The sequence below is a fragment of the Roseiconus nitratireducens genome (genome assembly GCF_008629675.1).
Taxonomy (GTDB): Bacteria; Planctomycetota; Planctomycetia; order Pirellulales; family Pirellulaceae; genus Stieleria; species Stieleria nitratireducens.
Genome location: NZ_VWOX01000010.1, coordinates 280665 through 300878, shown reverse-complemented (window position 1 = coordinate 300878; position 20214 = coordinate 280665). Strand labels below are relative to the sequence as shown.

General features: G+C 58.1%; 19 protein-coding genes, 2 tRNA genes and 1 pseudogene. 3 read left to right on the top strand and 19 right to left on the bottom strand.

The window, feature by feature from the left end; all coding sequences use genetic code 11:
- Window positions 1-235: 235 nt before the first annotated feature.
- From FYK55_RS29770 to FYK55_RS18185, 18 genes and pseudogenes are all read right to left on the bottom strand, one after another.
- Window positions 236-1651, bottom strand: coding sequence for a DEAD/DEAH box helicase (locus FYK55_RS29770; RefSeq protein WP_235908789.1), 1416 nt, complete (start codon window positions 1649-1651; stop codon window positions 236-238).
- On the bottom strand, window positions 1579-1902 hold the full coding sequence (locus FYK55_RS30135; protein WP_390621736.1) for a DUF559 domain-containing protein: 324 nt from the start codon (window positions 1900-1902) through the stop codon (window positions 1579-1581). Before FYK55_RS30135 ends, FYK55_RS29770 begins: the two co-directional genes overlap by 73 nt.
- A gap of 721 nt (window positions 1903-2623) precedes the next feature.
- A pseudogene (locus FYK55_RS30130) lies at window positions 2624-2977 on the bottom strand (DEAD/DEAH box helicase); the annotation flags it as partial.
- Window positions 2974-3516 carry a RusA family crossover junction endodeoxyribonuclease gene (locus FYK55_RS18250; RefSeq protein WP_150077881.1) on the bottom strand — a complete coding sequence of 181 codons (543 nt, stop codon included), beginning with the start codon at window positions 3514-3516 and terminating at the stop codon, window positions 2974-2976. The pseudogene FYK55_RS30130 and the gene FYK55_RS18250, both read right to left, overlap by 4 nt.
- A 93-nt stretch (window positions 3517-3609) precedes the next feature.
- Complete coding sequence (locus FYK55_RS18245; protein WP_150077880.1) at window positions 3610-4071, bottom strand: DUF669 domain-containing protein; 462 nt, start codon at window positions 4069-4071, stop codon at window positions 3610-3612.
- A 59-nt stretch (window positions 4072-4130) separates the two neighbouring features.
- Entirely contained in the window at window positions 4131-4886 is a 756-nt protein-coding gene (locus FYK55_RS18240) for an ATP-binding protein (RefSeq protein WP_150077879.1), read from the bottom strand.
- Between the two features lie 44 nt (window positions 4887-4930).
- Complete coding sequence (locus FYK55_RS18235) at window positions 4931-5155, bottom strand: hypothetical protein (RefSeq protein ID WP_161604612.1); 225 nt, start codon at window positions 5153-5155, stop codon at window positions 4931-4933.
- 102 nt (window positions 5156-5257) lie between these two features.
- Window positions 5258-5857: an ECF-type sigma factor gene (locus FYK55_RS18230; protein ID WP_150077877.1), complete on the bottom strand. Its 600-nt coding sequence runs from the start codon at window positions 5855-5857 to the stop codon at window positions 5258-5260.
- Window positions 5858-6053: 196 nt separating this feature from the next.
- On the bottom strand, window positions 6054-7250 hold the full coding sequence (locus tag FYK55_RS18225; RefSeq protein WP_161604611.1) for a hypothetical protein: 1197 nt from the start codon (window positions 7248-7250) through the stop codon (window positions 6054-6056).
- Window positions 7225-8421, bottom strand: a complete 1197-nt coding sequence (locus FYK55_RS18220; RefSeq protein WP_150077875.1) for a hypothetical protein — start codon at window positions 8419-8421, stop codon at window positions 7225-7227. The genes FYK55_RS18225 and FYK55_RS18220 overlap by 26 nt, the downstream gene beginning before the upstream one ends.
- A gap of 273 nt (window positions 8422-8694) precedes the next feature.
- Window positions 8695-9132: a hypothetical protein gene (locus FYK55_RS18215; RefSeq protein WP_235908788.1), complete on the bottom strand. Its 438-nt coding sequence runs from the start codon at window positions 9130-9132 to the stop codon at window positions 8695-8697.
- The gene (locus FYK55_RS18210) at window positions 9129-10697 is read right to left on the bottom strand and encodes a recombinase family protein (protein WP_150077874.1); all 1569 of its coding nucleotides are present in this window, start codon (window positions 10695-10697) and stop codon (window positions 9129-9131) included. Before FYK55_RS18210 ends, FYK55_RS18215 begins: the two co-directional genes overlap by 4 nt.
- The gene (locus FYK55_RS18205; RefSeq protein ID WP_150077873.1) at window positions 10694-11179 is read right to left on the bottom strand and encodes a DUF2924 domain-containing protein; all 486 of its coding nucleotides are present in this window, start codon (window positions 11177-11179) and stop codon (window positions 10694-10696) included. The genes FYK55_RS18210 and FYK55_RS18205 overlap by 4 nt, the downstream gene beginning before the upstream one ends.
- Window positions 11176-11349: a hypothetical protein gene (locus tag FYK55_RS29180; RefSeq protein WP_161604610.1), complete on the bottom strand. Its 174-nt coding sequence runs from the start codon at window positions 11347-11349 to the stop codon at window positions 11176-11178. The genes FYK55_RS18205 and FYK55_RS29180 overlap by 4 nt, the downstream gene beginning before the upstream one ends.
- A gap of 697 nt (window positions 11350-12046) precedes the next feature.
- A tRNA-Met gene (locus FYK55_RS18200) sits at window positions 12047-12120 on the bottom strand.
- Between the two features lie 995 nt (window positions 12121-13115).
- Window positions 13116-13418, bottom strand: a complete 303-nt coding sequence (locus tag FYK55_RS18195; protein WP_150077872.1) for a P-II family nitrogen regulator — start codon at window positions 13416-13418, stop codon at window positions 13116-13118.
- Window positions 13415-14527, bottom strand: a complete 1113-nt coding sequence (gene tgt, locus FYK55_RS18190; RefSeq protein WP_150077871.1) for a tRNA guanosine(34) transglycosylase Tgt — start codon at window positions 14525-14527, stop codon at window positions 13415-13417. Before tgt ends, FYK55_RS18195 begins: the two co-directional genes overlap by 4 nt.
- A 308-nt stretch (window positions 14528-14835) precedes the next feature.
- Window positions 14836-16167, bottom strand: a complete 1332-nt coding sequence (locus FYK55_RS18185) for a tetratricopeptide repeat protein (RefSeq protein WP_150077870.1) — start codon at window positions 16165-16167, stop codon at window positions 14836-14838.
- Window positions 16168-16578: 411 nt separating this feature from the next.
- Between FYK55_RS18185 and FYK55_RS18180 the strand changes: the two genes are divergently transcribed.
- Window positions 16579-16651, top strand: a tRNA-Thr gene (locus tag FYK55_RS18180).
- 68 nt (window positions 16652-16719) lie between these two features.
- Here the strand turns inward: FYK55_RS18180 and argJ are convergent.
- Window positions 16720-17910, bottom strand: coding sequence for a bifunctional glutamate N-acetyltransferase/amino-acid acetyltransferase ArgJ (gene argJ / locus FYK55_RS18175; protein ID WP_150077869.1), 1191 nt, complete (start codon window positions 17908-17910; stop codon window positions 16720-16722).
- 217 nt (window positions 17911-18127) lie between these two features.
- On the opposite strand from argJ, the gene FYK55_RS18170 reads away from it, so the two are divergent.
- Window positions 18128-19165: an ATP-binding cassette domain-containing protein gene (locus tag FYK55_RS18170; protein ID WP_315854056.1), complete on the top strand. Its 1038-nt coding sequence runs from the start codon at window positions 18128-18130 to the stop codon at window positions 19163-19165.
- The gene (locus FYK55_RS18165; RefSeq protein ID WP_150077867.1) at window positions 19162-20127 is read left to right on the top strand and encodes an ABC transporter permease subunit; all 966 of its coding nucleotides are present in this window, start codon (window positions 19162-19164) and stop codon (window positions 20125-20127) included. Before FYK55_RS18170 ends, FYK55_RS18165 begins: the two co-directional genes overlap by 4 nt.
- Window positions 20128-20214: the final 87 nt, after the last annotated feature.

Sequence of the window (20214 nt, the reverse complement as noted above, 5' to 3'; positions counted from 1 at the left end):
GGTATTGCCGCTGCCTTTCTCGATGATCGTTTTTGCGGTGGTCCAAATGTGCGCGCTCACGATCGTATTTGTTGACCTGATCAATCTTTGAAACACGGTGGATGCGTGCATCACATTTCGCACAGGATTTGCACTTGTTAAGATGCCCATCAGCCATCTTCGAGTGCCGATAGAATTCGCTAAGCGGTTTGGTGTGTCTGCACTTAAAACATGTTTTTTGCATTGGGATTAATCGCTAGAAGGGAACTGGATCGTCCTCGTCGTTTGTCATTGCAAAACTCGGAATTTCACCAAGTGACTGTTTGATGATCCGGTCGTACTTCTGACCGGAGATTGATCGGACCGTGATCGATTCTGGAGTCGCTAATAGACCGACATCAGCGAGTTCCAAAGCATCCTCCGCCGTTGTCGGACAAGGATCAAGGCAACGCTCACGCCACCACGCTTCGGCTTTGCGTCTGGCGTAGCCGGAGTGTTCGATACAGATAAACTCGCTTTGCCAATGATCGAGCCCGATCATGTAGTCGACTCGCAAACACCGCGGCGCGTCTTCATCGGCATCACGTTTTCGGTGAATGCGGAAGATTACGTCTCGAACTTCGTATTCTGTGTCTGTGACCTCTCCGGATAGCACTCCGGCGTCGCTCGCCTGGGCATCGTGGGATTCGCGATCCGGCGGCGGGAACGGATGACCGCACTCGGGACAATTCGCATATCCGCAAGCGACCAGGGCATGGCACTTCTCGCATTCCTTCGCTGGCGGTTCGCTGCCGGGGCGAAGTTGTTTTTCCTTCGGTTTGATCTGGTCGATCGGACCGTGCCGTTCGATGTTGCCGCCGAAGTCGAGGACCAGGCAGTTCTGTTTATCGGGGTGCAAACGAAATCCACGACCGACGCATTGATAAAGCAAGCCCGGTGACATTGTTGGACGCAGCATGACCACGCAATCAACGCGCGGTGCGTCGAATCCGGTTGTCAGTACGTTGACGTTGCAGAGGAATCGAAGGGGAGTTTGGCCGGTCGTTCCGTTGCCGGTGTCAAATAGCGTTCCGACCGCAGAACGCTGGGCCGGTTGGTCTCCCCGAAAACGGGCCAACAATGCATCGCGTTCTTCCGCCGGCGTCTGGCCGGTGACAAAGCCACACTCGATTCCGTGATTATCTCGTAACGTTTCGACGACTTGCCGCCCGTGGGCCACGGACGTTGCGAAGATCAACACGGCCCGACGATCAGCCGTCAGTTCCACGATCTCGGCACATGCGGCCGACACGAGCGCGTCGTCGCCTGCCAGTTGCTCGACCTCTTCACTGACAAACTCGCCGGCCCGGGTGTGAACGCTCGAAAAGTCCGCTCGGTTGATGCCGGCTTTCGACACCAGCGGGCACAGGTAACCGTCTCGGATCAATTCCTTGATTCCGATCTCGTAGCAGACGCTGTTCAGGAAATGATCCGGGGAACAGATCATCCCACTGTCCAGTCGAAACGGTGTCGCGGTCAATCCAATCACGCGGACGTGCGGATTGATGACTTTGCAATCAGCCAAGAACTGGCGATACATTCCGTCGCCAGCGCGACTGATCAAGTGACAGTTATGTGAAAGAACTCCATGAGCGTAGTACGAAGGGTGTCCGCTGACTTGCAAGTTGTACACAGCGACTGGGCTTTCGCATTTGACAGTCTCAATACCGACCACCCGCAGCGGAGAAGGAAACGAGTTTTCCTCCGATCTCTCCGGCGGTTCGTTCTTCCGCCGTGAGATCGGCCGTCCAACTCGATCGCCAATCTCAATTCCGGGTTTGCCAAATCGATCTTGATGTGGTTGGGAAGCCCCGACTGGTTGTCGTCTCCTGTCGGAACCGGATACTCCGGCAGCCAATCGGCACCGAGAGCGTGCTGCAGCATCGACTGATCTATCGTCAGTTGACCGTTCCCACCACGCTCTATCGGCTGATGCCCAATTGCTTTCAATGCGTTGCTGACCTTGTCTCTCGTCGCAGCATCGAACATTGGGTTCTGAACTTTCTTCGAACAGGATATCGAGCAAAAACGCTGCTTTCTCCATGCCGTTCGGGCCATGCATGTAATCACCGTCCCTTTTGCATCGCGTTTGATCCACGGGCGAATCACTATCCCGCAACACTCGCAGTGTTTGATCGCCCCGTGTTCTGCAATCGTTCGCCAAGGCACGCGTTTGGGTTGTTTGGCGACTGGTTTTCGTTTCGCCAATCCCGCACATGTCGGGGAACAATACATCTTTCGCTTCCACTCTCCTTCTGACATGCAGTGGCGTGGAGTCCCGTCGGCATGTAGATAGACCCTCGGCCGAAACGGCTCGCTGCATTGCAAGCACATCTTCTCGGCGGAATACACACGATCCCATCTCCAAGGACGCGGCGTTGACCCAGCCTTCTTCGGTGAAGATCGGGTGGTTTGCTGTGCAACGGATAGCTGTTCCATCCTCGACCTCAATCTCGATCAAATGTTTGGTGGTACGAGCCGAAATGGCTTCAATCTTGCCAACGCCAAGTGCATGATGCACCGGCTGGCCCACATGCAACTGCTCGATGGGAATATCACCTCGCGGCGTCGACACTGGGGTGCCTTCGGGAAAACATTCATCAACTACGATCAAGTCGAACGGATCAAGATCGCAAGCTCGCTTGTGAATGCTCTGGATGCCGGCGACCAACACGGGTGTGTTCGTGTCACGTTTCTTCAGCCCAGCCGAGTACAGTCCAACCTTGATATCGGGACACAGCCGCCGGACCTTGTCAGCGTTCTGTTCGAGCAGCTCTTTAACGTGGGCCAAGATCAGAACGCGGCCGTTCCACTGCTGAACTGCGTCCGACGCGATCTTCGCCAGCACAACCGATTTGCCGGCACCGGTCGGCAGCACGGCGACTGGATTGTCGTCGCGACTGCGGAGGTGGTTGTAGACCGCTTCGACGGCTGCCTGTTGGTAATCGCGGAGTTTCAAACCAAGTCCTCCTCTCGCTCCGTTATGATTTCGCCGTTGTGTCGCTTCTTTCCTCGCTCGCTTTCGACGAGGTCACCGAACATCGAATTGATTTGCCGACACGAAACGCAGATGCGGTTTCCCGGCCCATCACTTTCAAACGCTTCATCGCAACGCAAACAAGTCCTGTATCCGGCTTCACCGATGGGTGCCGGGACGTGCTGGACGACTACTTCGGCCCGCGGATCATCGGGATCGGGTTGATGCTTCTCCACCGTCAAACGAACGATCTGGGCATCGTCGTGATACGCTCCGCCGAACTGCATCGCGTCCAACAACGCTTTGAGTGAATTGTCGACATCGCGGCGACGACGATCGGGCGGGACTAAACGAATATCAACAATCAATTCGCCATCGAGCGTTTTGGTGTTCTTACGATCCAGCAACGAGCTGACGGTGGCTTGATACTGCCGGCCCTTCTTGCTGACCAAGACTCGGTTGCCGACGTGTCGCCAATAGGTGTTGACTGACGGTGGGAATGGCAGTTGGAGTTTGAACATGATGTTGAGCCAGCCTGGGGTTGAACAAAAACAGCCGACCGACAATCCGTGCCGGCCGGCTGATGAGAGGAAGCGATCAAGAAGAGGCCGCGGCTATCGCTTCCAAGGCGCATCCGTGCTTGAGGCCGAAGTGGTTTCGAGGGTTTTACTCGCGACCGAGTCCCGCTTGCTGTAGCCCTTGATCTCGTTTTGCAATTCGCCGGTGTCGTTGCGGCGTTTCAAACGGACATGGATCATGCACGGCAGGTTGTGAAGGTCCGTCGAGTCGGTGGGCACCAAGACGCCGACCGACCGACAGATCGCGGACAACTCACGACGAGCGATTTCGACCGCCGTCGCGTTGGGGTTGTCGAGGTTGAGCCGCACCCAGAGGAGACGGTTCGCGTACTCACCCTCCACGATCTGAAACGTCAATTGCAGGTAGTTCCCCGTCCCCGATTTCGTCGGCTTCATTTCGCTGTCCACAATGACGGCGACGTATTTGCCGGCGGGGATGGGTTCGAGATCGTCTGCCGGTTCGACAGTGTTGGCATCAAAGCCTTGAAGGTTAGCCATGGGGAGTCTGTAGTCCTTAGTCTGGAGTCTGTGGATAGAAAGTTCGGTAGTTGGATCGATCAGTTGGACATCGCGGCCACAAAAGCGGACCACGACAACGGCAGTTCCTCCGCGATGCCGTAGCGGTTCTTGGCGACGCAGCTCGGCGAGCCATAAGCACGCATGACACGTTCGCCCCCGTCTTTGCCGATTGCGTGAGCAACCGTGCGTTTGCGGTTGAAGCCCGCGTCCTCGCTTTGAGTTCGCATCTTGCGGGTCGCAAAGAAGACCGCGTCGCACCATTCCTTGACTAGCGAAGCGGCATGTTTATGCAGTCGCGGTGAATAGCGATCGTAGGGCGACGATTCGGGATCCTCGAAGCGTTCGACCTTGGAATGCGCGATCAGAATCGTCACCATGCCACGCGAGCGGAGCACGTTGAGTAGATCGAGTACTTCACGCCACAGAGAGAGGGCGTGCATGTAACCGCGAGCGTAGCCGCCATCAACCTTTTCGATCGATTCGACGGCATACTGTTGACAGAGCTTATCCCAGACGAGTCGCTCCAGCCAATCGAGCGAATCGATCACGACGGTTTCGTAATCGTGCTCCTCATTGACGAGCGTTTTCAGAGCGGCGATGACTTCGTCGAACTTGGTCGCAAGGGGAAAGCGATCGCATTCGAGTTCATCGAGACCGTCTTCGGTTTGAATGAAGATCGGCTTGGGGGCTTGGCTGCCGAAGGTCGATTTGCCGATCCCTTCGACACCGTAAAGCAAGACGCGAGGCGGCTTCGATTGCCGGCCGGATTGGATGGTTTCGAGTAAGTTGGTCATTGGAAGTTTGAATGGTTAAGTTTGAAGGTTGATAAATGGTTTGTTCAGATAGATGGCACGTGTTCGATGTCGAAATTTCCGTCGCAATCGGTCGTTACCAGGTAATGCTTGAAATCAATTTGAACGACGAACCGTTGGGCCTGTCCGAGGTGCTTGCGGAGCGATTTGCAGGCTCCAGTAAACTCTTTCGACGCTTCGTTGAAACGGTCTGCCGAACGCAGATACCGCCCCACCGCCAGTGAAATTGCCAAGCGGCGTTCAATGTCCATTCCAGTCATTCGCTCTCCGATCGCTGATGAAACCGGGTGAGTGAAACAACCGCTCACCCCTTTCTTAGCTATGCGATCTAAAGCGACGGTGACTCAAGAAAATTAGTTTGCGAGCCAGTCCGCTTTACCGAAATGTTCGCGAATGACTTCGACCGCCTGTGCCATCCGACGACGCGAAATGCCCAGTTCACGGCCTGCTTCGGCACGCGAACATGCCATTAGCTTGCGAGCGATCTTCCGGTAACCGCGAGGCAACGTGCGGATCAGGTGCTCGACGCCCTCGGTCATGTCCATTTGCTCAAACGGGTCACTCGATTCACCAAGCGTCCGACGGTCTTTGTCGTCGATGCCCAGCGAGCGAAACATTTCCTCATGCGTTCCGTCAACGGTTTCGATGACCTCGTCGGTGGACTCCAACCCCATACCCGCCGGCGGTCGAGATTTCATCCGGTTGTTTTCGCGGATCAGTTTGGCAATGCAGTTGCGGATCAGCATGTTGACGAACACTTTATGATCGCCACGCTTCGAATCGTACTGATCAATGTGTTCCAAGACATACAACAAAAACTCTTGCTGCAGATCGTCGTCTTGAAGTTTGTGCTTGAACTCAGGACGGTACTGCACCAGCGAAGCGACTCGCTGGGTCATGTCGATCGCGTAGTCGAACACTTCCGGGTGGGTATGTTGAAAGGTGGGAGCCACGGTCAAATCCTCCGGCCGGAGGCGACGTGTGACCGCCGAAATCGCCGACCCGCATCAAGCTGTGTCGCGTTCCGAAACGCGAAGAAACACAGGCGGGCGGCGAGGCGAGTCACTCACGTCCTCTCAGCCGAAAACGTGGCGTGACAAGTTGCGTCACAATGTGACGCGGCGCGTCACATCGTGAATTCGCGAGAAATTACAGACGCCAGTCGAGATCCGTGGGCGGCAGATACTGAACGTCGAATCCAAGGTTGACGGTGGTTTCGAGGTATTCGGCCAATTCGGCGTTGTTCGCCCGAATTGACTTGAAAGCTCGCCGAATCGCCGCACAGACCGATTGCCGTGACCGGTCGGCGTCAACCCTTTCGCGAAGTTCGCCGGCCAGTCCGGTCGCCGATTTCAAGGTCTGAACGAGCATTTCGCGTTCGGCATGAAGTTCGGCGAGTCGAATTTCACCGGCGGACGACTGGATTTCTTCGATCTCAGTCATCACATCACGCAGCCGTTGGCCGTAGTCGCGTTTCGCCTGCTCGTCGATCTGCGTTCCGACCGCACCCGACTTGGCTACCTCGTGAATCCCCGATCGCATCGACTCCAACCGAGTCGCCGAATGAAGTTGTCTTGGCGACGCAAGCACGATGGCCAGATAAAACGTGCCGGGAGTTTCGTTCAGAACAAATGTGTTGCCGGCAAATGAAGCCAAGCGATGCTTCTCACCGCAAAGCTGGAATTGGTATGCAGGAGACTCGGAGACTTCCATCCCCAGTAGTCTTTGAATCTTGGTCACTGCATCTTCGCGGCGGAGGAATCTCCCGTCCTCGACCTTCACCAACTCATCTGCCGCGATCGACACGCCGCCAGCACGGCCGAGCCAACGCGCCGCCTCGGGACTCATCGGACGGTTCGTCGGTGTTAGGAGCACAAACTCTTGCTCCGCATGGCTGCTCGCTAAATGAACCGAGCGAACAACGTCCGACTCATACCTCTGAGTGCAAAAGTACATCGGAAGCGAGTTCAGACTTGCCGGCAAATTTCCGACGCGAGTCAGGTGCTGAGTGCCGCCGAGCGTTTCGAACCGATCGGTCCCCTGCATCGCCTCACAAATCTGCCGCGCGATGGCACGCATGTCGACTCTATGAAGCAACACGTCACTGCGTTGTACGCAGCGGTCTTCAAACGTTTTTGGGTCGCGAGCAAAAATGCGGTGGCCATCATCGATGACCAACCACCGCCAACGATCTCTACTCGACAGATAGCAGGATGACGGAAGACTGCTGGTCGCAATGAAGAAGTGACGAAGCACATCGAACTCCGTTCCAAGCTGTCTTCGCCACCCCACGATCACCTCCCTGAGCGTGGGACTATCTTCAAGCGCTCGCCAAAGCCTTGTCATCAACTTCAACTCCGACTTTCGCATTCGATTCGATGATGAAATTACGGAGCTTCAGCCATTGTTCGGCAAACGTTGCATTCGCATCCCGTGTGTAGCAAGTTGCATTGCCATCGTAGACCTTCACGGTTCGAAGTGGGTGAGTGCCACGAAACTTGACCTTGAACGTCGCGTCCTTCAAACGTCCTTCGAAGTGCAACTTCTTATCGCGGGTTGCCAGATCAGCAAGGATGTCGTCGGCTCGATAGGTCATCGTCGCATTTTGATCACCGCCGAGGTCGACTTGATATTCGACGAAATAGATCTGCTCAATCTCATCGACGTCGCCCCACGAAACCGCTTCCTCACCGTACTCCTCCAAGAACGCGAGCGAAACGATCTTGGATTCCGAAAAGTATTCCGGATCGCCGAAGAACATTGTTCCGAACACACGGCAGTAGATCGGCAAAGCCCTTCGGATGGAGGTATTGCACTCCAGCATGTGGTCGGCCAGCCGAAGGACAACGGTGTCTTTGCCTGCCGGTCGGTAGTGGATGTTTTGGATCGCGTCGTTTTCAATCGTCGGCTTTCGGGTAAACGGATCGCCACGCTGAATCGATACTTGAATCCGGTCGACGAGTGTTCGAACCGAGAAATTGCAAAACGAGCTGCGATTGTTCGTGTGCAACCAATCGCTCAGGTCTTTCTCGCCCTGTTTGATCCTCGCCACCGTCAGCTTTTTCCGCGTTTTGAGCGTGTCGCCGTCCGGACGAAAACAATCCATTCTTCGCGGCGACCTCCATGTATGCCATGCGTGCTGGTCGATGACGATCGACGGATCGAACAGCCACACCTGAACCGCAACGTCCGCTGGCGAGTGCTGTTTGGCGTGATCGAACTTCATGCCGGCTTCAATCGCGACCGACAGTAGTTTGTCCATCGCCTGCGTCGTCGACATTTCGTCGATGTAGCCGATTGCGTTCAATAGTTGCTGGGGTGCAGTCTCATCGGGGGTTTCGAGCAGATCGGCCAGTCGATCGATATCGAGGACCGCTGCCTGCTGGGCCGAAGGCAAGGACAAGCCCTGACGGTTCAGGTAGTCTTCGTGAGGTTTCAATAGGTCAAGGAGTCTTGCCGGGTCGATGGTTCGGAGGACGTCCGCGTTGGAGAAATGCTTTGGGTTGAAGGTAGCCATTCGAGATCAAAACTTTCGCGCTGGGTGGATACGCTTCCCTGGAAATGGAGAAAATGAAGCCAGCCATTCCGATTGCTAGCAAACGCAACTGTTGCCGTCGTATTGAACCGAGGGGCTGTGACACGTTTGGTCCAAGCTGAGAAGTTTTTTTCGCGAACCAGCAAAAAACGCCGTAAAAACCGGTGCGAAAAATTTTTCCTGCGGAACCCAGAAAATCGCTTGACTACGGATGAGCGAGAGCGGATTTTCAGATTGCGGCAGGCCGGCAACGTGCTAGTCGGCGTTCTCGGCTTCCGCCAACTCAGCTTCCTGGGCCAATATCTCGTCCCAAGCCCGTCGCTGCTCCTGCCAGTCCAGAATCGCAGTGATCGGGCGGATGCGTTTCTCGTGCAGGAACGGCTTGCCCGGTCCCTGTGGCGGCAGGTCGAGCAACGCTTGCTGGATGTCGGGAGCCAACAGGTTCAATGCCATGATCTGGCTCATCCGCGGCTGGCTGACGTTGCCGATGCGTGCCAAATCCGTCAGGTCATGAGCCTCACCGCGCCGCAACATTTCTTGAAACTTGATCGCCAAGGCCATCAACTTCGTAACCCGGTGCAGCTTCTTTTGCACTGGCCGGCGGTCACAGGATTCAAACTCAGCGATCGCGGAAATCTTTTTTCGGCCGCGGGCTTTGATCTCAACGTTCAGTTTCGTTTTGACAGTGATCAATCGATAGCCTCCGGTTCGGTTTGCAGTTCTTCAAGTGTCTTGATGCCGCTGGCGTGAAAGGAGATCGCGATCGTGCAATCCGTTTGATCGAATTCGACTCTTGCAATGAGCAACTGCAAGAGTTCGGCTTGCTCCCGAATCGTCAATGCGGTCCAAACTCGATCGAAGTTGCCCATAGCGGCTGCAATCTCGCTGGCATCAAGTCGCCCTTCGTCGATTTCATTCAATCGAGCTTTGACAGTTCTCAACTGCCGCTCCGACCTCTCGACTCGCTCGTGCAGCTCCGCCAATCGCAGAGTCGTGATCGAGTTGATCGATTCGCTTGTCGACAATCGCTGAACCTCGGCGTGGTCGCGGGTCAGTTGTCGCGTCAGTTGCTGATGCTGCGTGTCGAACTCTTTGCGTTGCAGACGGACCGCCTCCTCCGATTGCCGAACGATCTCCGCTCGCAGACCATCGTCTCGCGATATGCAATGGATCTGCTGGACCACCGCCGCTTCAATCTCAGCCGCTGGCAGGTTCGGGTGCTGGCAACTTTTTCGGCCGCGTTTAAGTGCACCACAGCAGGTGTAGTAGCGATAGCTTCGCGATCCGCGACGATTGACGTTATGCACCATCGCCATGTTGCACTGTGGACATCGCAACAGCCCCTTGAGCAAACCGCCGCTCTTGCTTGGCAACCGGTTGCCGCGATTATTGTTGTTCGCCCGTAGTTGCGTTTGCACACGATCGAAGATGGCCGCGTCGACGATCGCTTCGTGCCGACCGGCGTAGGTCTCGTTCTTGTGTTTGATCCGACCGATGTACAGCGGGTGCCGCAGCAATGCGTGCAGACTTCCAGCGTCGAACTCACGACCACCCTTCACGTCTCCCTTCTTTGTCATCCAAGACTTGTTCTTCCAGCCAAGTCGGTGCAGCTCGTCGCAGACCGCCGTCAGCGATTTTAATTCGAGGTACAACGTGAAGATTTGCCGGACCCTTGCCGCCTCTTGCGCATTAATGATCAGCTTCGGCGTCCGTTCGGTCCGGTCGACGTCGTAACCCAAAATCGGATAGCCGCCCGTCCATTGACCACGCCGGCAATTGGCAGCAATCTTGTCGCGGATGCGTTCGCCGATGATCTCACGTTCGAATTGGGCGAATGAGAGCAGGATATTCAGCGTCAGCCGGCCCATCGAATGAGTCGTATTGAACTGCTGCGTCACCGAAACAAACGACACGCCGTATTTGTCGAACGTTTCCATGACCCGTGAGAAGTCCAGCAGCGAACGGCTGAGCCGGTCCACTTTGTAAACGACAACGCAGTCGATCTTGCCGGCTTCGATGTCTTCGATCAGCCGTTTGAACGCTGGCCGATCCATGTTGCCTCCCGAGAACCCGCCATCGTCATATCGTTCGGCGTTGATCACCCAGCCTTCTTCGCGTTGGCTTTGGATGAATGATTCGGACGCGGCTCGCTGGGCATCAAGCGAATTGAACTCTTGATCGAGTCCTTCCTCGGTCGATTTGCGAGTGTAGATGGCACAACGAGTCGTTGGCGTTGATGTCTTGTTTGGTGCAATCATGCTTCACGCCTCCCCAGCCGAAAGAAAAGAAACCCATTGCAGTGCGATCCGGTCACCGCTTTTGCCACCGCCGTCAGCGATCGAAACCGCTGGCCTTCGTATTCAAAGCCTTCCCGTAAAACCGCCACTCGAATCATTTGACCTTTGTACTGACGCTCCAGCATTTGACCGGGCGGTGGCAAACGAGGATCCCAATCGATAAACGCGTTTGGCTGTTGCCGAGCGGTCTGCACGTTCGGGTTTTCTCGCGGCGCGGTCACTCGCGTTTGAGCATCCGCGGCCAGTCCAATGGCTTGGCCGATCGTTTGTTCGGACAAGCCGCCTTCTTCGTTGGCCTGCAGTTTCCATGCGATCCGCCTGATCAAGTACTGCTTGTTCCGGCTTCGCGTTTCTTCGTTGTAAACCTGCTCGTAGCGATGAATCAGCTCGTTCACCGTCATGTCAGGCAGCCGAGCGACTTCGGCGGCAACCTTCGGACTCATCGCTCACCTCCGGTCGTCTCGACAGTCTCTGGTTCTCTCGCACGCGTCGATTCACCCAACTCTGTCTCTGCGACTTCTCGGGTTTCATCTCGGTTTGGCCGAACCGCATCGCGTCGCAGTGACTTGGCCAGCAACGCAGCGATCTGCTGATATCGAACTTCGTTCTTCAATTTGCGTCTCCATCGTTTTTCGAATCCGCGACAGTCGGCCGACCCGCGTGGTCGTAGACTTCGCGAGCCACAGAGAGCGATGGTTCGCGAGCAATCTCAAGCGGATCGGGTGAAGACTCCGCGAGATTTCCAGAAACAGTTGCTTCGTCGGCCGGCACCTTCGCCGCACTCCGCACACGCCCGACGCCCCGAGCCAAGATGGCGGCGATCTTACGAAACCGAACCGTCGCGGGATCGATCCGCGTCGCTGCCGTTGAGTCCAGATTCTGAATAGCCAAGTCCTCCGAATCGAGCCAGAAACCGAGACCCCAACAACGGCGCTCTCCCTTTCTTAGCTATGCGATTCGATACGGCAGTGACTCATCACCCGAAACTCGGGATTTCTTGAACCCTGTCGTCCGACCGGCCCGGAACAGGTCGTCAAAAAGAATCCCGAGCGGGCCGGATAGCGAATTACCCAAGCCTCATAACCCAGCGTCTCTCATCACCCAGAGATCTCCGAGAGTTTTGGCGAAATCGAACTCGAGATCACCGCTAATCCGGGGCGTTCGCGGTAGGAATCGTCTCTGGTCAGAGACTCAAGAGAAAGCAGCAAAACGCCGCGAAACCACGAAAAAAAGCCGGCGTTTCGCGATCTGCGAGACGCCGGCTTTCGGAGTTTACCCCTGGCGGTCAGTTTCCCAACCGAACAGAGAAGTTGCGGGAGCCGGATTCGAACCGACGACCTCGAGGTTATGAGCCTCGCGAGCTACCGGGCTGCTCCATCCCGCACCGAAGTTATCGTCGATCACCCTTCCGGCGCCCAGGGGTTTGCGTCCGAAATTATGAATTTCTTGCGCGCACTCGCAGCAGTTCGGTCGGACGCGGTGAGCGCCAATGATTCTGATCGATGCGACCGCTGCAGGCGTTGTCATCCGCCTTCGCGGGAACGCGGGTCGGCGGTTCTTTCGACACTCGGCCATCCCCTGCTGGCACGGGATCCGAGTCAACCCACCTGATCACCGTTGGAGTTTTTCAGCGGTCGCGGTCCAACGTCTTGTGGTGTCGCACTGGACGGCAACGAATTGCGCGCCGTGTCAGGCAAAGCCTGCAGGACATCCGGTTCCAAGGCGGGAGCCTTGGAACCAGGAGAGCCGGTGAAGTCGGCGACGCCCAATCTCGTTCCCAGGCTCCTGCCTGGGAACGCACTGTCTCGCTGGCTCCGCCAGCCCCCAGACTCCAGCGACAGGCAGAGCCTGGAGGACATCCGGTTCCAAGGCGGGAGCCTTGGAACCAGGAGAGCGGGTAAAGTCGGCAACGCCCAATCTCGTTCCCAGGCTCTTGCCTGGGAACGCACTGTCTCGCTGGCTCCGCCAGCACCCAGACTCCAACCACAGGCAGAGCCAGAAAGAGACATCCGGTTCCAAGGCGGGAGCCTTGGAACCAGGAGAGCCGGTGAAGTCGGCGACGCTCAATCTCGTTCCCAGGCTCTTGCCTGGGAACGCACTGTCTCGCTGGCTCCGCCAGACTCCAGACTCCAGACTCCAGACTCCAGACTCCAGACTCCAGACTCCAACCGCAGGCAGAGCCTGGAGGACATCCGGTTCCAAGGCGGGAGCCTTGGAACCAGGAGTGCGGGTGAATTGGACGATGCCCAATCTCGTTCCCAGGCTCTTGCCTGGGAACGCACTGTCTCGCTGGCTCCGCCAGCACCCAGACTCCAACCACAGGCAGAGCCAGAAAGAGACATCAGGTTCCAAGGCAGGAACCTTGGAACCAGCGGGTTGTTACTGGAAGACTTCGACGGGCAGTGTGAACACCTTTCCGTCTCCGATGCGTCCGCTGCGGGCAACCGAAACCACTTTTTGAAGCGTTTCGTCGTACCGCGAATCGTCGACCCACATCGTGATCTCCACCTTCGGCAGGAACGCCTCGGAGAACTCCGTTTCCTGGTACTCATCCAGGTAACTCTTCTGACGCCCGTATCCCTTCACTTCGCTGACGGTCAGGGCCTCCAGGGGGGCCCGTTTGAGCGTCTGCAACACTTTCTCGGCCAGGTGCGGTCGGACGACGGCGATGATTTGTTTCACGAGATTCCCCAGCCCCGTTTCTTTTCGGCAACGTACTCCGCCAGTGTACCGGCTTCGATCGCTTCGCGGGCCCCCTGCATCAAACGTTGGTAGTACGTCAGGTTGTGCAGCGACATCAGAATCGGCCCCAACATTTCCCCGGCGATGAACAGGTGCCTCAAGTATCCCCGAGTGTGCCGGGTACACGCCAGACACGGGCATTCCGGTTCCAGGGGCTCGGTCGCATGACGGTGTTTGGCGTTGCGGATTTTGATCGGTCCCAGGTCGGTGAACGCCAGCCCGTTTCGACCGTTCCGGGTCGGCATGACGCAGTCGAAGAGATCGATTCCCCGCATCACGCTTTCCAGCAGGTCGACCGGACGACCGACCCCCATCAGGTAACGCGGTTTGTCCGTGGGCAACTCCGGAGTTGTCGCCCCGGTGATCCGGTACATTTCCGCGGGCGCTTCTCCAACGCTCAATCCGCCAACCGCATATCCCTCGAACCCCATCGAGGAAAGCTCCCGGGCGCATTGCACCCGCAGTGGAACATCCAATCCGCCCTGGACGATCGCGAAGCGGGCCTGGTCCGATCGACCCGCGGCATTCAAACAGCGTTCCGCCCAACGGATCGATCGCTCCATCGCCATCTGGACCTCATCCGGTTCCGCCGGCAAGGCGACGACGTGGTCCAGCACCATCGCCACGTCGCTTCCCAACGCCTCCTGGATCTCGATCGAACGCTCCGGCGTCAAATCGATGATCGCCCCGTCGATATGACTGCGAAAAACGACACTGTGTTCGGTGATTTTATTGATGTCTTTCAGGCTGAAGATTTGAAATCCGCCACTGTCCGTCAGGATCGGACCTTCCCAGCCGAACATCGCGTGCAGCCCACCCAGGGCTCGGACCGTTTCGGGTCCGGGGCGGAGCGCCAGGTGATAGGTGTTGCCAAGAATCATCTCGGCGCCAGTCCCGGCGACCTGATCGATGGTCAGACCTTTGACAGTGCCCTGTGTCCCGACCGGCATGAAGCCCGGCGTCTGCACCGGCCCGTGGGGCGTGTGGAAGGTTCCGCGACGCGCCCCGGTGGAAGGATCCGTGCGCAGCAATTCGTAGCGGAACGTCATGAGGTCCTGGGGTAGCCGCCGCGATCGTGACGGGAGCCGGGTACGGTTGGCGGGCGCGGGGGCGCAGACGGAGACGGCGTTGGTTGCCAGAAAAAATGCAGGCGGAGCCTGCGTTCAGTGCGTTCCCAGGCGGGAGCCGGGGAACGAGGAATCGAAGGGCCCTGTTCAGTGCGTTCCCAGGCGGGAGCCGGGGAACGAGGAATCGAAGGGCCCGCGGGCGTTTGACATGCCTGCGTGCCAGGCGAGTCGCCCGGTCACGCATGGCAGCGTGGCCTGCCGGAGGAAGCCTCCGCTAGCGGGCGCCGCGATCAGTCGCCGCGGAGCTTCAGCCCCAAGTCGGTCAATTTTTCGCGGACTTCGGTCAGACTGGTCACACCGAAGTTCTTGCACTCCAGCAGTTCGTCGCCGGTCTTGCGAAGCAGTTCGCCGATCGAGTTCAGCTGCAAACGAGCCATGCACTTGCGGGCACGTACCGACAGGTTCAAGTCGGAAATCGGTCGTTCCAGCATCGCCTGTTCGTCGGGCGACAGGTGGCTGGTATCGACGGGCGGCTCGGTGGTCTTCTTCTCGTGCGCAAACTGCCCCAGCTTCAATCCCTTGCTGGAGAGCATTTCGCGGATCTCGATCAGACTGGTCTCGCCGAAATTCTTGCTGGACAGCAATTCAGACTCGCTGGTCCGGGTCAGGTCGCCGATCGTTTCGATTCCCATCTTGGACAGGCAATTGCGGCTGCGAACGCTGAGCTCGAAGTTGGCGACCGGCATGTTCAAGGTTTGGGCCAAACGGTCGTTTCGGCGCTGCATTTCTTCGTCGTACAGCATGTTGCCGTTGGCCGACGCGTCCTTCATGTACAGCTGCGTCCGAGTATCGTCCGGATGCGCGTCCAAAATCCGCTTGTAGCAAATCTGGGCTTTGTCGAATTCGTTTCGGTCCTCGTAGATCAGCCCCAAGTTGACCAGGGCACCGACGCCGGTGGGAAATGCTTTGGCGGCACGCTCGTAAAGCTTCAACGCTTCGTCATCGTTGCCCATACGGTCGTTTTCCCAAGCCAATCCGAACAACGCACCGGCGTGGTTCTCGTCGGTCTGAACTGCCCGCTGATACAGCGTGATCGCTTCGTCGCGGCGTCCGCCAATGGCGGCCACGGTGGCGGCGCGTTGGTACATGTACTCGGCGGTTTGCTCGGCAGGGCCAAAGATGTCATCGAGCAACAACATCGCCTTTTCGATCCGGCCGGAGTAGCGGTGGGATTCGGCGATGAAGATCTTGCACTGGTCGGCGTTGTAACCGGCCTTTTGTGCGTTCTCGTAATACTCAATTGCCCGATCGAACTGCTTCAGTTCGAACAGGGAGCGGGCGCAGTAGAACAGTGCGGTTGCACTGCCATCGGCCGACTGCAGCGTTTGCAGCGAATCGGAAAACCGCCCCAGCAAGAACAGGCAGACGCCCATCTTGGTCTTGCCGGCGGGAGTGATCGCCGAATCTGTCTCCATTTCGTTCACAGCGTCACGGAGTTCGGCAAAGTGGCCGTAGTTCTCCGCGATCATCTGACGAATTTCGGCAACGTCGTTCGGGCCGAAGGAGTTGTTCGAAAGAATGATTTCCTTCAAGTCGACGACTTCCAGTTCGACTTCGTTCATCGAGTGCAATTCTCCTGCTCGCCCAGCGAGCGTGTGGTTGTTCGGTCGATATCGCCGTGATGACGCATCAGCGGGAATCCGCGCCCAGCTGACGCCCGGCGAGGCAATCATCGGGCCGATTTTTTGCCTGACCGGCTCTCGGGGAAGGCCAGGCGCGGACCGGGGTCACCGGGGAAACCCGTTGCCGGAAAGATTTTTTTAACGAAAAAAATAATTTTTGTCGAGTCGTGGCACGCTGCTCGCCCAATTCTTTTCCCGCCCCTTCGGCTCAATTGCAGAAATCGCGGTCTGGGGCGCCCGTCTTGCCCGATAGGCACTGGCGAAGATGGGGCGGGTTTTGTACTTTTCTGAGCGAAGGAACGTGAAGTGGTGCCCTTGGGCGGCCGATAAAGCTTCTCGCTCCCGCAGCTTGCCGACGTAGCTCAGCTGGTAGAGCAAATCATTCGTAATGATTAGGTCGCCGGTTCGAATCCGGCTGTCGGCTCTTTTTGGGGAAGAATGCCAAAACTCCCCGACGCTGGATCCTCCGTGGCGATCGCCCGGCGGACCGCCTCAGGTGGTGTATTCGCTGTTGAAGCGGACATACTCCACGGTCAGGTCGCTGGCCCACCGGGTGGCTTGTCCCGACCCCTGTCCAACGGTCAGTTCGACCAGGACTTCTTTTTCGGCCTTCATCGACTGGCTGAGCGTGGCGGCGTCGTAGCGCGTGGGGCCGCCGTCGCTGTAGATCGGGGTGCCGTTGATTTTCAGCGCCGTTTTCGTCGGCTCGATCTTCGGTCCGGCCGCTCCGGCGGCGGATACGATGCGGCCCCAGTTGGGATCGCCGCCAGTGATGGCCGTTTTGACGAGCAGACTTTCACCGACCGCCCGCGCGATCACTTTGGCATCTCCGTCGGACGCCGCACCGGTGACTTGGATTCTCATCACGTGGGTCGCCCCCTCGCCGTCGGCCACCAATGCCCAGGCCAATTCCTGGCAGATCTGTTCCACGGCAGCCGCGAAGGCCGGCAGATGTTCCGCGGTCACCTCCGCGCCGCTGGCACCGCTGGAAAGCATCAGCAGCGTGTCATTGGTGCTGGTATGACCATCGACGCTGACGGAGTTGAAAGAACGATCGGCGGCGCCCGCGATCAATTCTTGAGCCTGCGTCGGAGTCAGCTTTGCATCGGTCAGCACGACGGCCAGCAGAGTCGCCATGTTGGGCGCGATCATGCCCGCCCCCTTGGCCATCGCGGCGATTCGCACCGGCTGATCGCCCAAGACGACGACGCGCGAGGCAACCTTGCGCCCCTGGTCGGTGGTCAGGATCGCGTCAGCGGCTCTCACGAAATCCTCCGCAGAATCGCCCAACTGGTCGGCGGCGGCATCGATCCCCCGGCACACCACTTCCATCGGTAACGGCTGCCCGATGATCCCCGTGCTCATCACCAGCACGTCGTCCGGATCGATCGCGACCGCCGCGGCGACTTGGCGACACATGGTCTGGGCATCCTGGAGTCCTTGGTCCCCGGTACAGGCGTTGGCATTGCCGCTGTTGGTGATCACGGCGCGAACCGAATCCGACGGTGTCCGTTGACGGCACCAAAGGACCGGTGCCGCGACGACCTGGTTCTGGGTGTACACGCCGGCCGCGGTCAGGGGGCCGTCCCCGACAATCAACGACACGTCCGGTTTACCGCTCTTCTTGATGCCGGCCGCGACGCCGGAGAAACGAAACCCGACTGGAAGTTGGAAATCAGTCATAACAAATTGCCGAACGTTGCGGACCGCGAGGAACTTTTAGGGGGGAACGTCCAAGTGACGCCGGTCAGTGTTCTCGGTTTGACCGTCTTGCACAATAGTGCGTTTGGTCATTCGCAGGTTCGCGCCCGTGGGCTATCATCCCGGGGGCTATCATCAATCAGATCGTTCCAGTTCGTACAGTCATCGCCTGTTTATGTCCGGTGTGGTCGAGACGCCCGTGAGCAACACCCAGGATCGGCCCGCGGAAGATCCGATCGTCCTGTGCCGCGGACTGTCGAAGAGCTACGGCGAATTTCGTGCCTTGATCGATTGCACGTTGGAGGTACGCCCGGGCGACATCTTTGGGCTGCTGGGCCCCAACGGCGCCGGCAAAACCACGTTGATTCGTTCCCTGTTGGGATTCCTGCGGACGACGGCGGGTCGCGCCGTGGTGTGTGGTCACGACCCGGCGGAGGATTCGGTGGAAGTCCGCCGCAACGTTGCCTACTTGCCGGGGGATGCGCGGCTGCCGCGGCACCTGCGCGGTCATGGCGTGCTGCGTTTTTTCTCGCAGTTGCACCCCAGGGGAAATCTGCAACGCAGCCTGGAGCTAGCCGACGCGTTGGAACTGGACACCAGCCGCAGGGTCGGGATGATGTCGACCGGAATGCGACAGAAGCTGGCCCTCGCCATCGTCCTGGCGCCATCGACGCCGCTGATGATTCTGGATGAACCGACGGCGAACCTGGATCCGACGGTTCGCGCCACCGTGCTGGACCTGGTCCGCGAAGCGAACGCCCAAGGGCGCACCGTGATTCTTTCCTCGCACGTCCTCAGTGAAATCGAAGAGACTTGCAACCGGGTAGCATTTCTGCGTCGCGGCGTGTTGGCCCACCAGTTGGAAATGGACGACTTGTTCCAGCGTCATCGTGTCTGGGGAGAACTTCGCGACCAGCATCGGCCGGATGACGGCACGCTGTCGGCGATGGTTCCGGAGGAACTGCGTCAGGCCGTGGAGGTCCACTCCGTTTCGACGACTGCCCGGAACGGGGTGTATCCGATACGCATCGACATTGCCGGCGACCTGGCGAAATTGCTTCCCTGGATCACCTCTTTGCAGCTACAGCGAATTCGCATCGAGCCGTTGGGTTTGAGGGCGGTTTACGATTCCGTGCATCGCGACACGCTTCGGTTTCCGCGGGAGGCCCCGGAAAGCTTGATGCATCCAACGGCCTCCGGCTCGCAGGATTCCGCCGCACGTGAGGCCTCGGTTTGATCGACCACGTTCTCGTTCGCAGCTACATCAAACAATCTTTTCTGCTGCTGGCCGCCTGTTCGCTGACCCTGTTCGCGTTCGCGTGGGTCCGTGTGTGGGTGGTCAGTCTGCTGGACATGGGCCAGTTTCAAACGATCCTGGAACAGTTCCGCCAGTTCGAAAAGTTAGCGCCGATCAGTTTCGATGCGCTGTTCACGTACCAGGGCCGTGTCGGCATGACGTTCGACGAACCGATCGTCATCTTGTGCACCGTGATCTGGTGCATTTCACGGGGCAGTGACGTGGTCAGCGGCGAGCTGGGACGCGGGACGATGGAGATGATGTTGGGGCAACCGATCAGCCGTGGCACGTTGCTGTGGTCCCACGCGACCGTGGCCGTCGCCGGGCTGGCTTTGCTGTGCGCGATGGTTTGGGTCGGCATCGCCGTCGGCGTTTCCGCGACCACCGTCGACGAAACCGTTCCGCCGCCTAGCGTCGAGGTTCCGCTACTGGGCTGGGAAATCCCCCTGCAAACTGGCGACCCAGTGAAAGAATCTTTTCCGTTGTCCGAGCGTGTCGACGTGCGAGCGTTTGGTGCGGCCACGTTCAACTTGTTTGCCTTCGGTTTTTTCCTGCTGGGATTGTCCACGTTGCTGAGCAGTCTGGACCGCTATCGATGGCGGACGGTCGGCGTGGTGATGGCGATTTATGTGGTCCAACTGGTGATGTTCGGCTTGGGCAAGGCGACCGAAGTGTTGCACTGGTTACAACCGCTGTCGTTTTTCAATTGCTATCGGCCTCAGAAACTGACCACACTGGTCCAGGACGGCGACCTGCGGGCTCCCTGGAGTCTGACCGAAGTGATGCCCGAGGCGATGTTTCCGCCGCTGGTGTATTCCGGCATCCTGGTGACGCTGGGTGGCCTCTGTTACCTGGCCGCCGCGCGGGTGTTTGAAAAGCGAGATTTGCCCGCGCCGCTGTGAGGATTCTTGGACGGCGTCGGACCGACCGCAGTTGACGATCCATAGGTTGAGCATCGGCCGCGAACGGGACGCGGTGAACCGGACGCA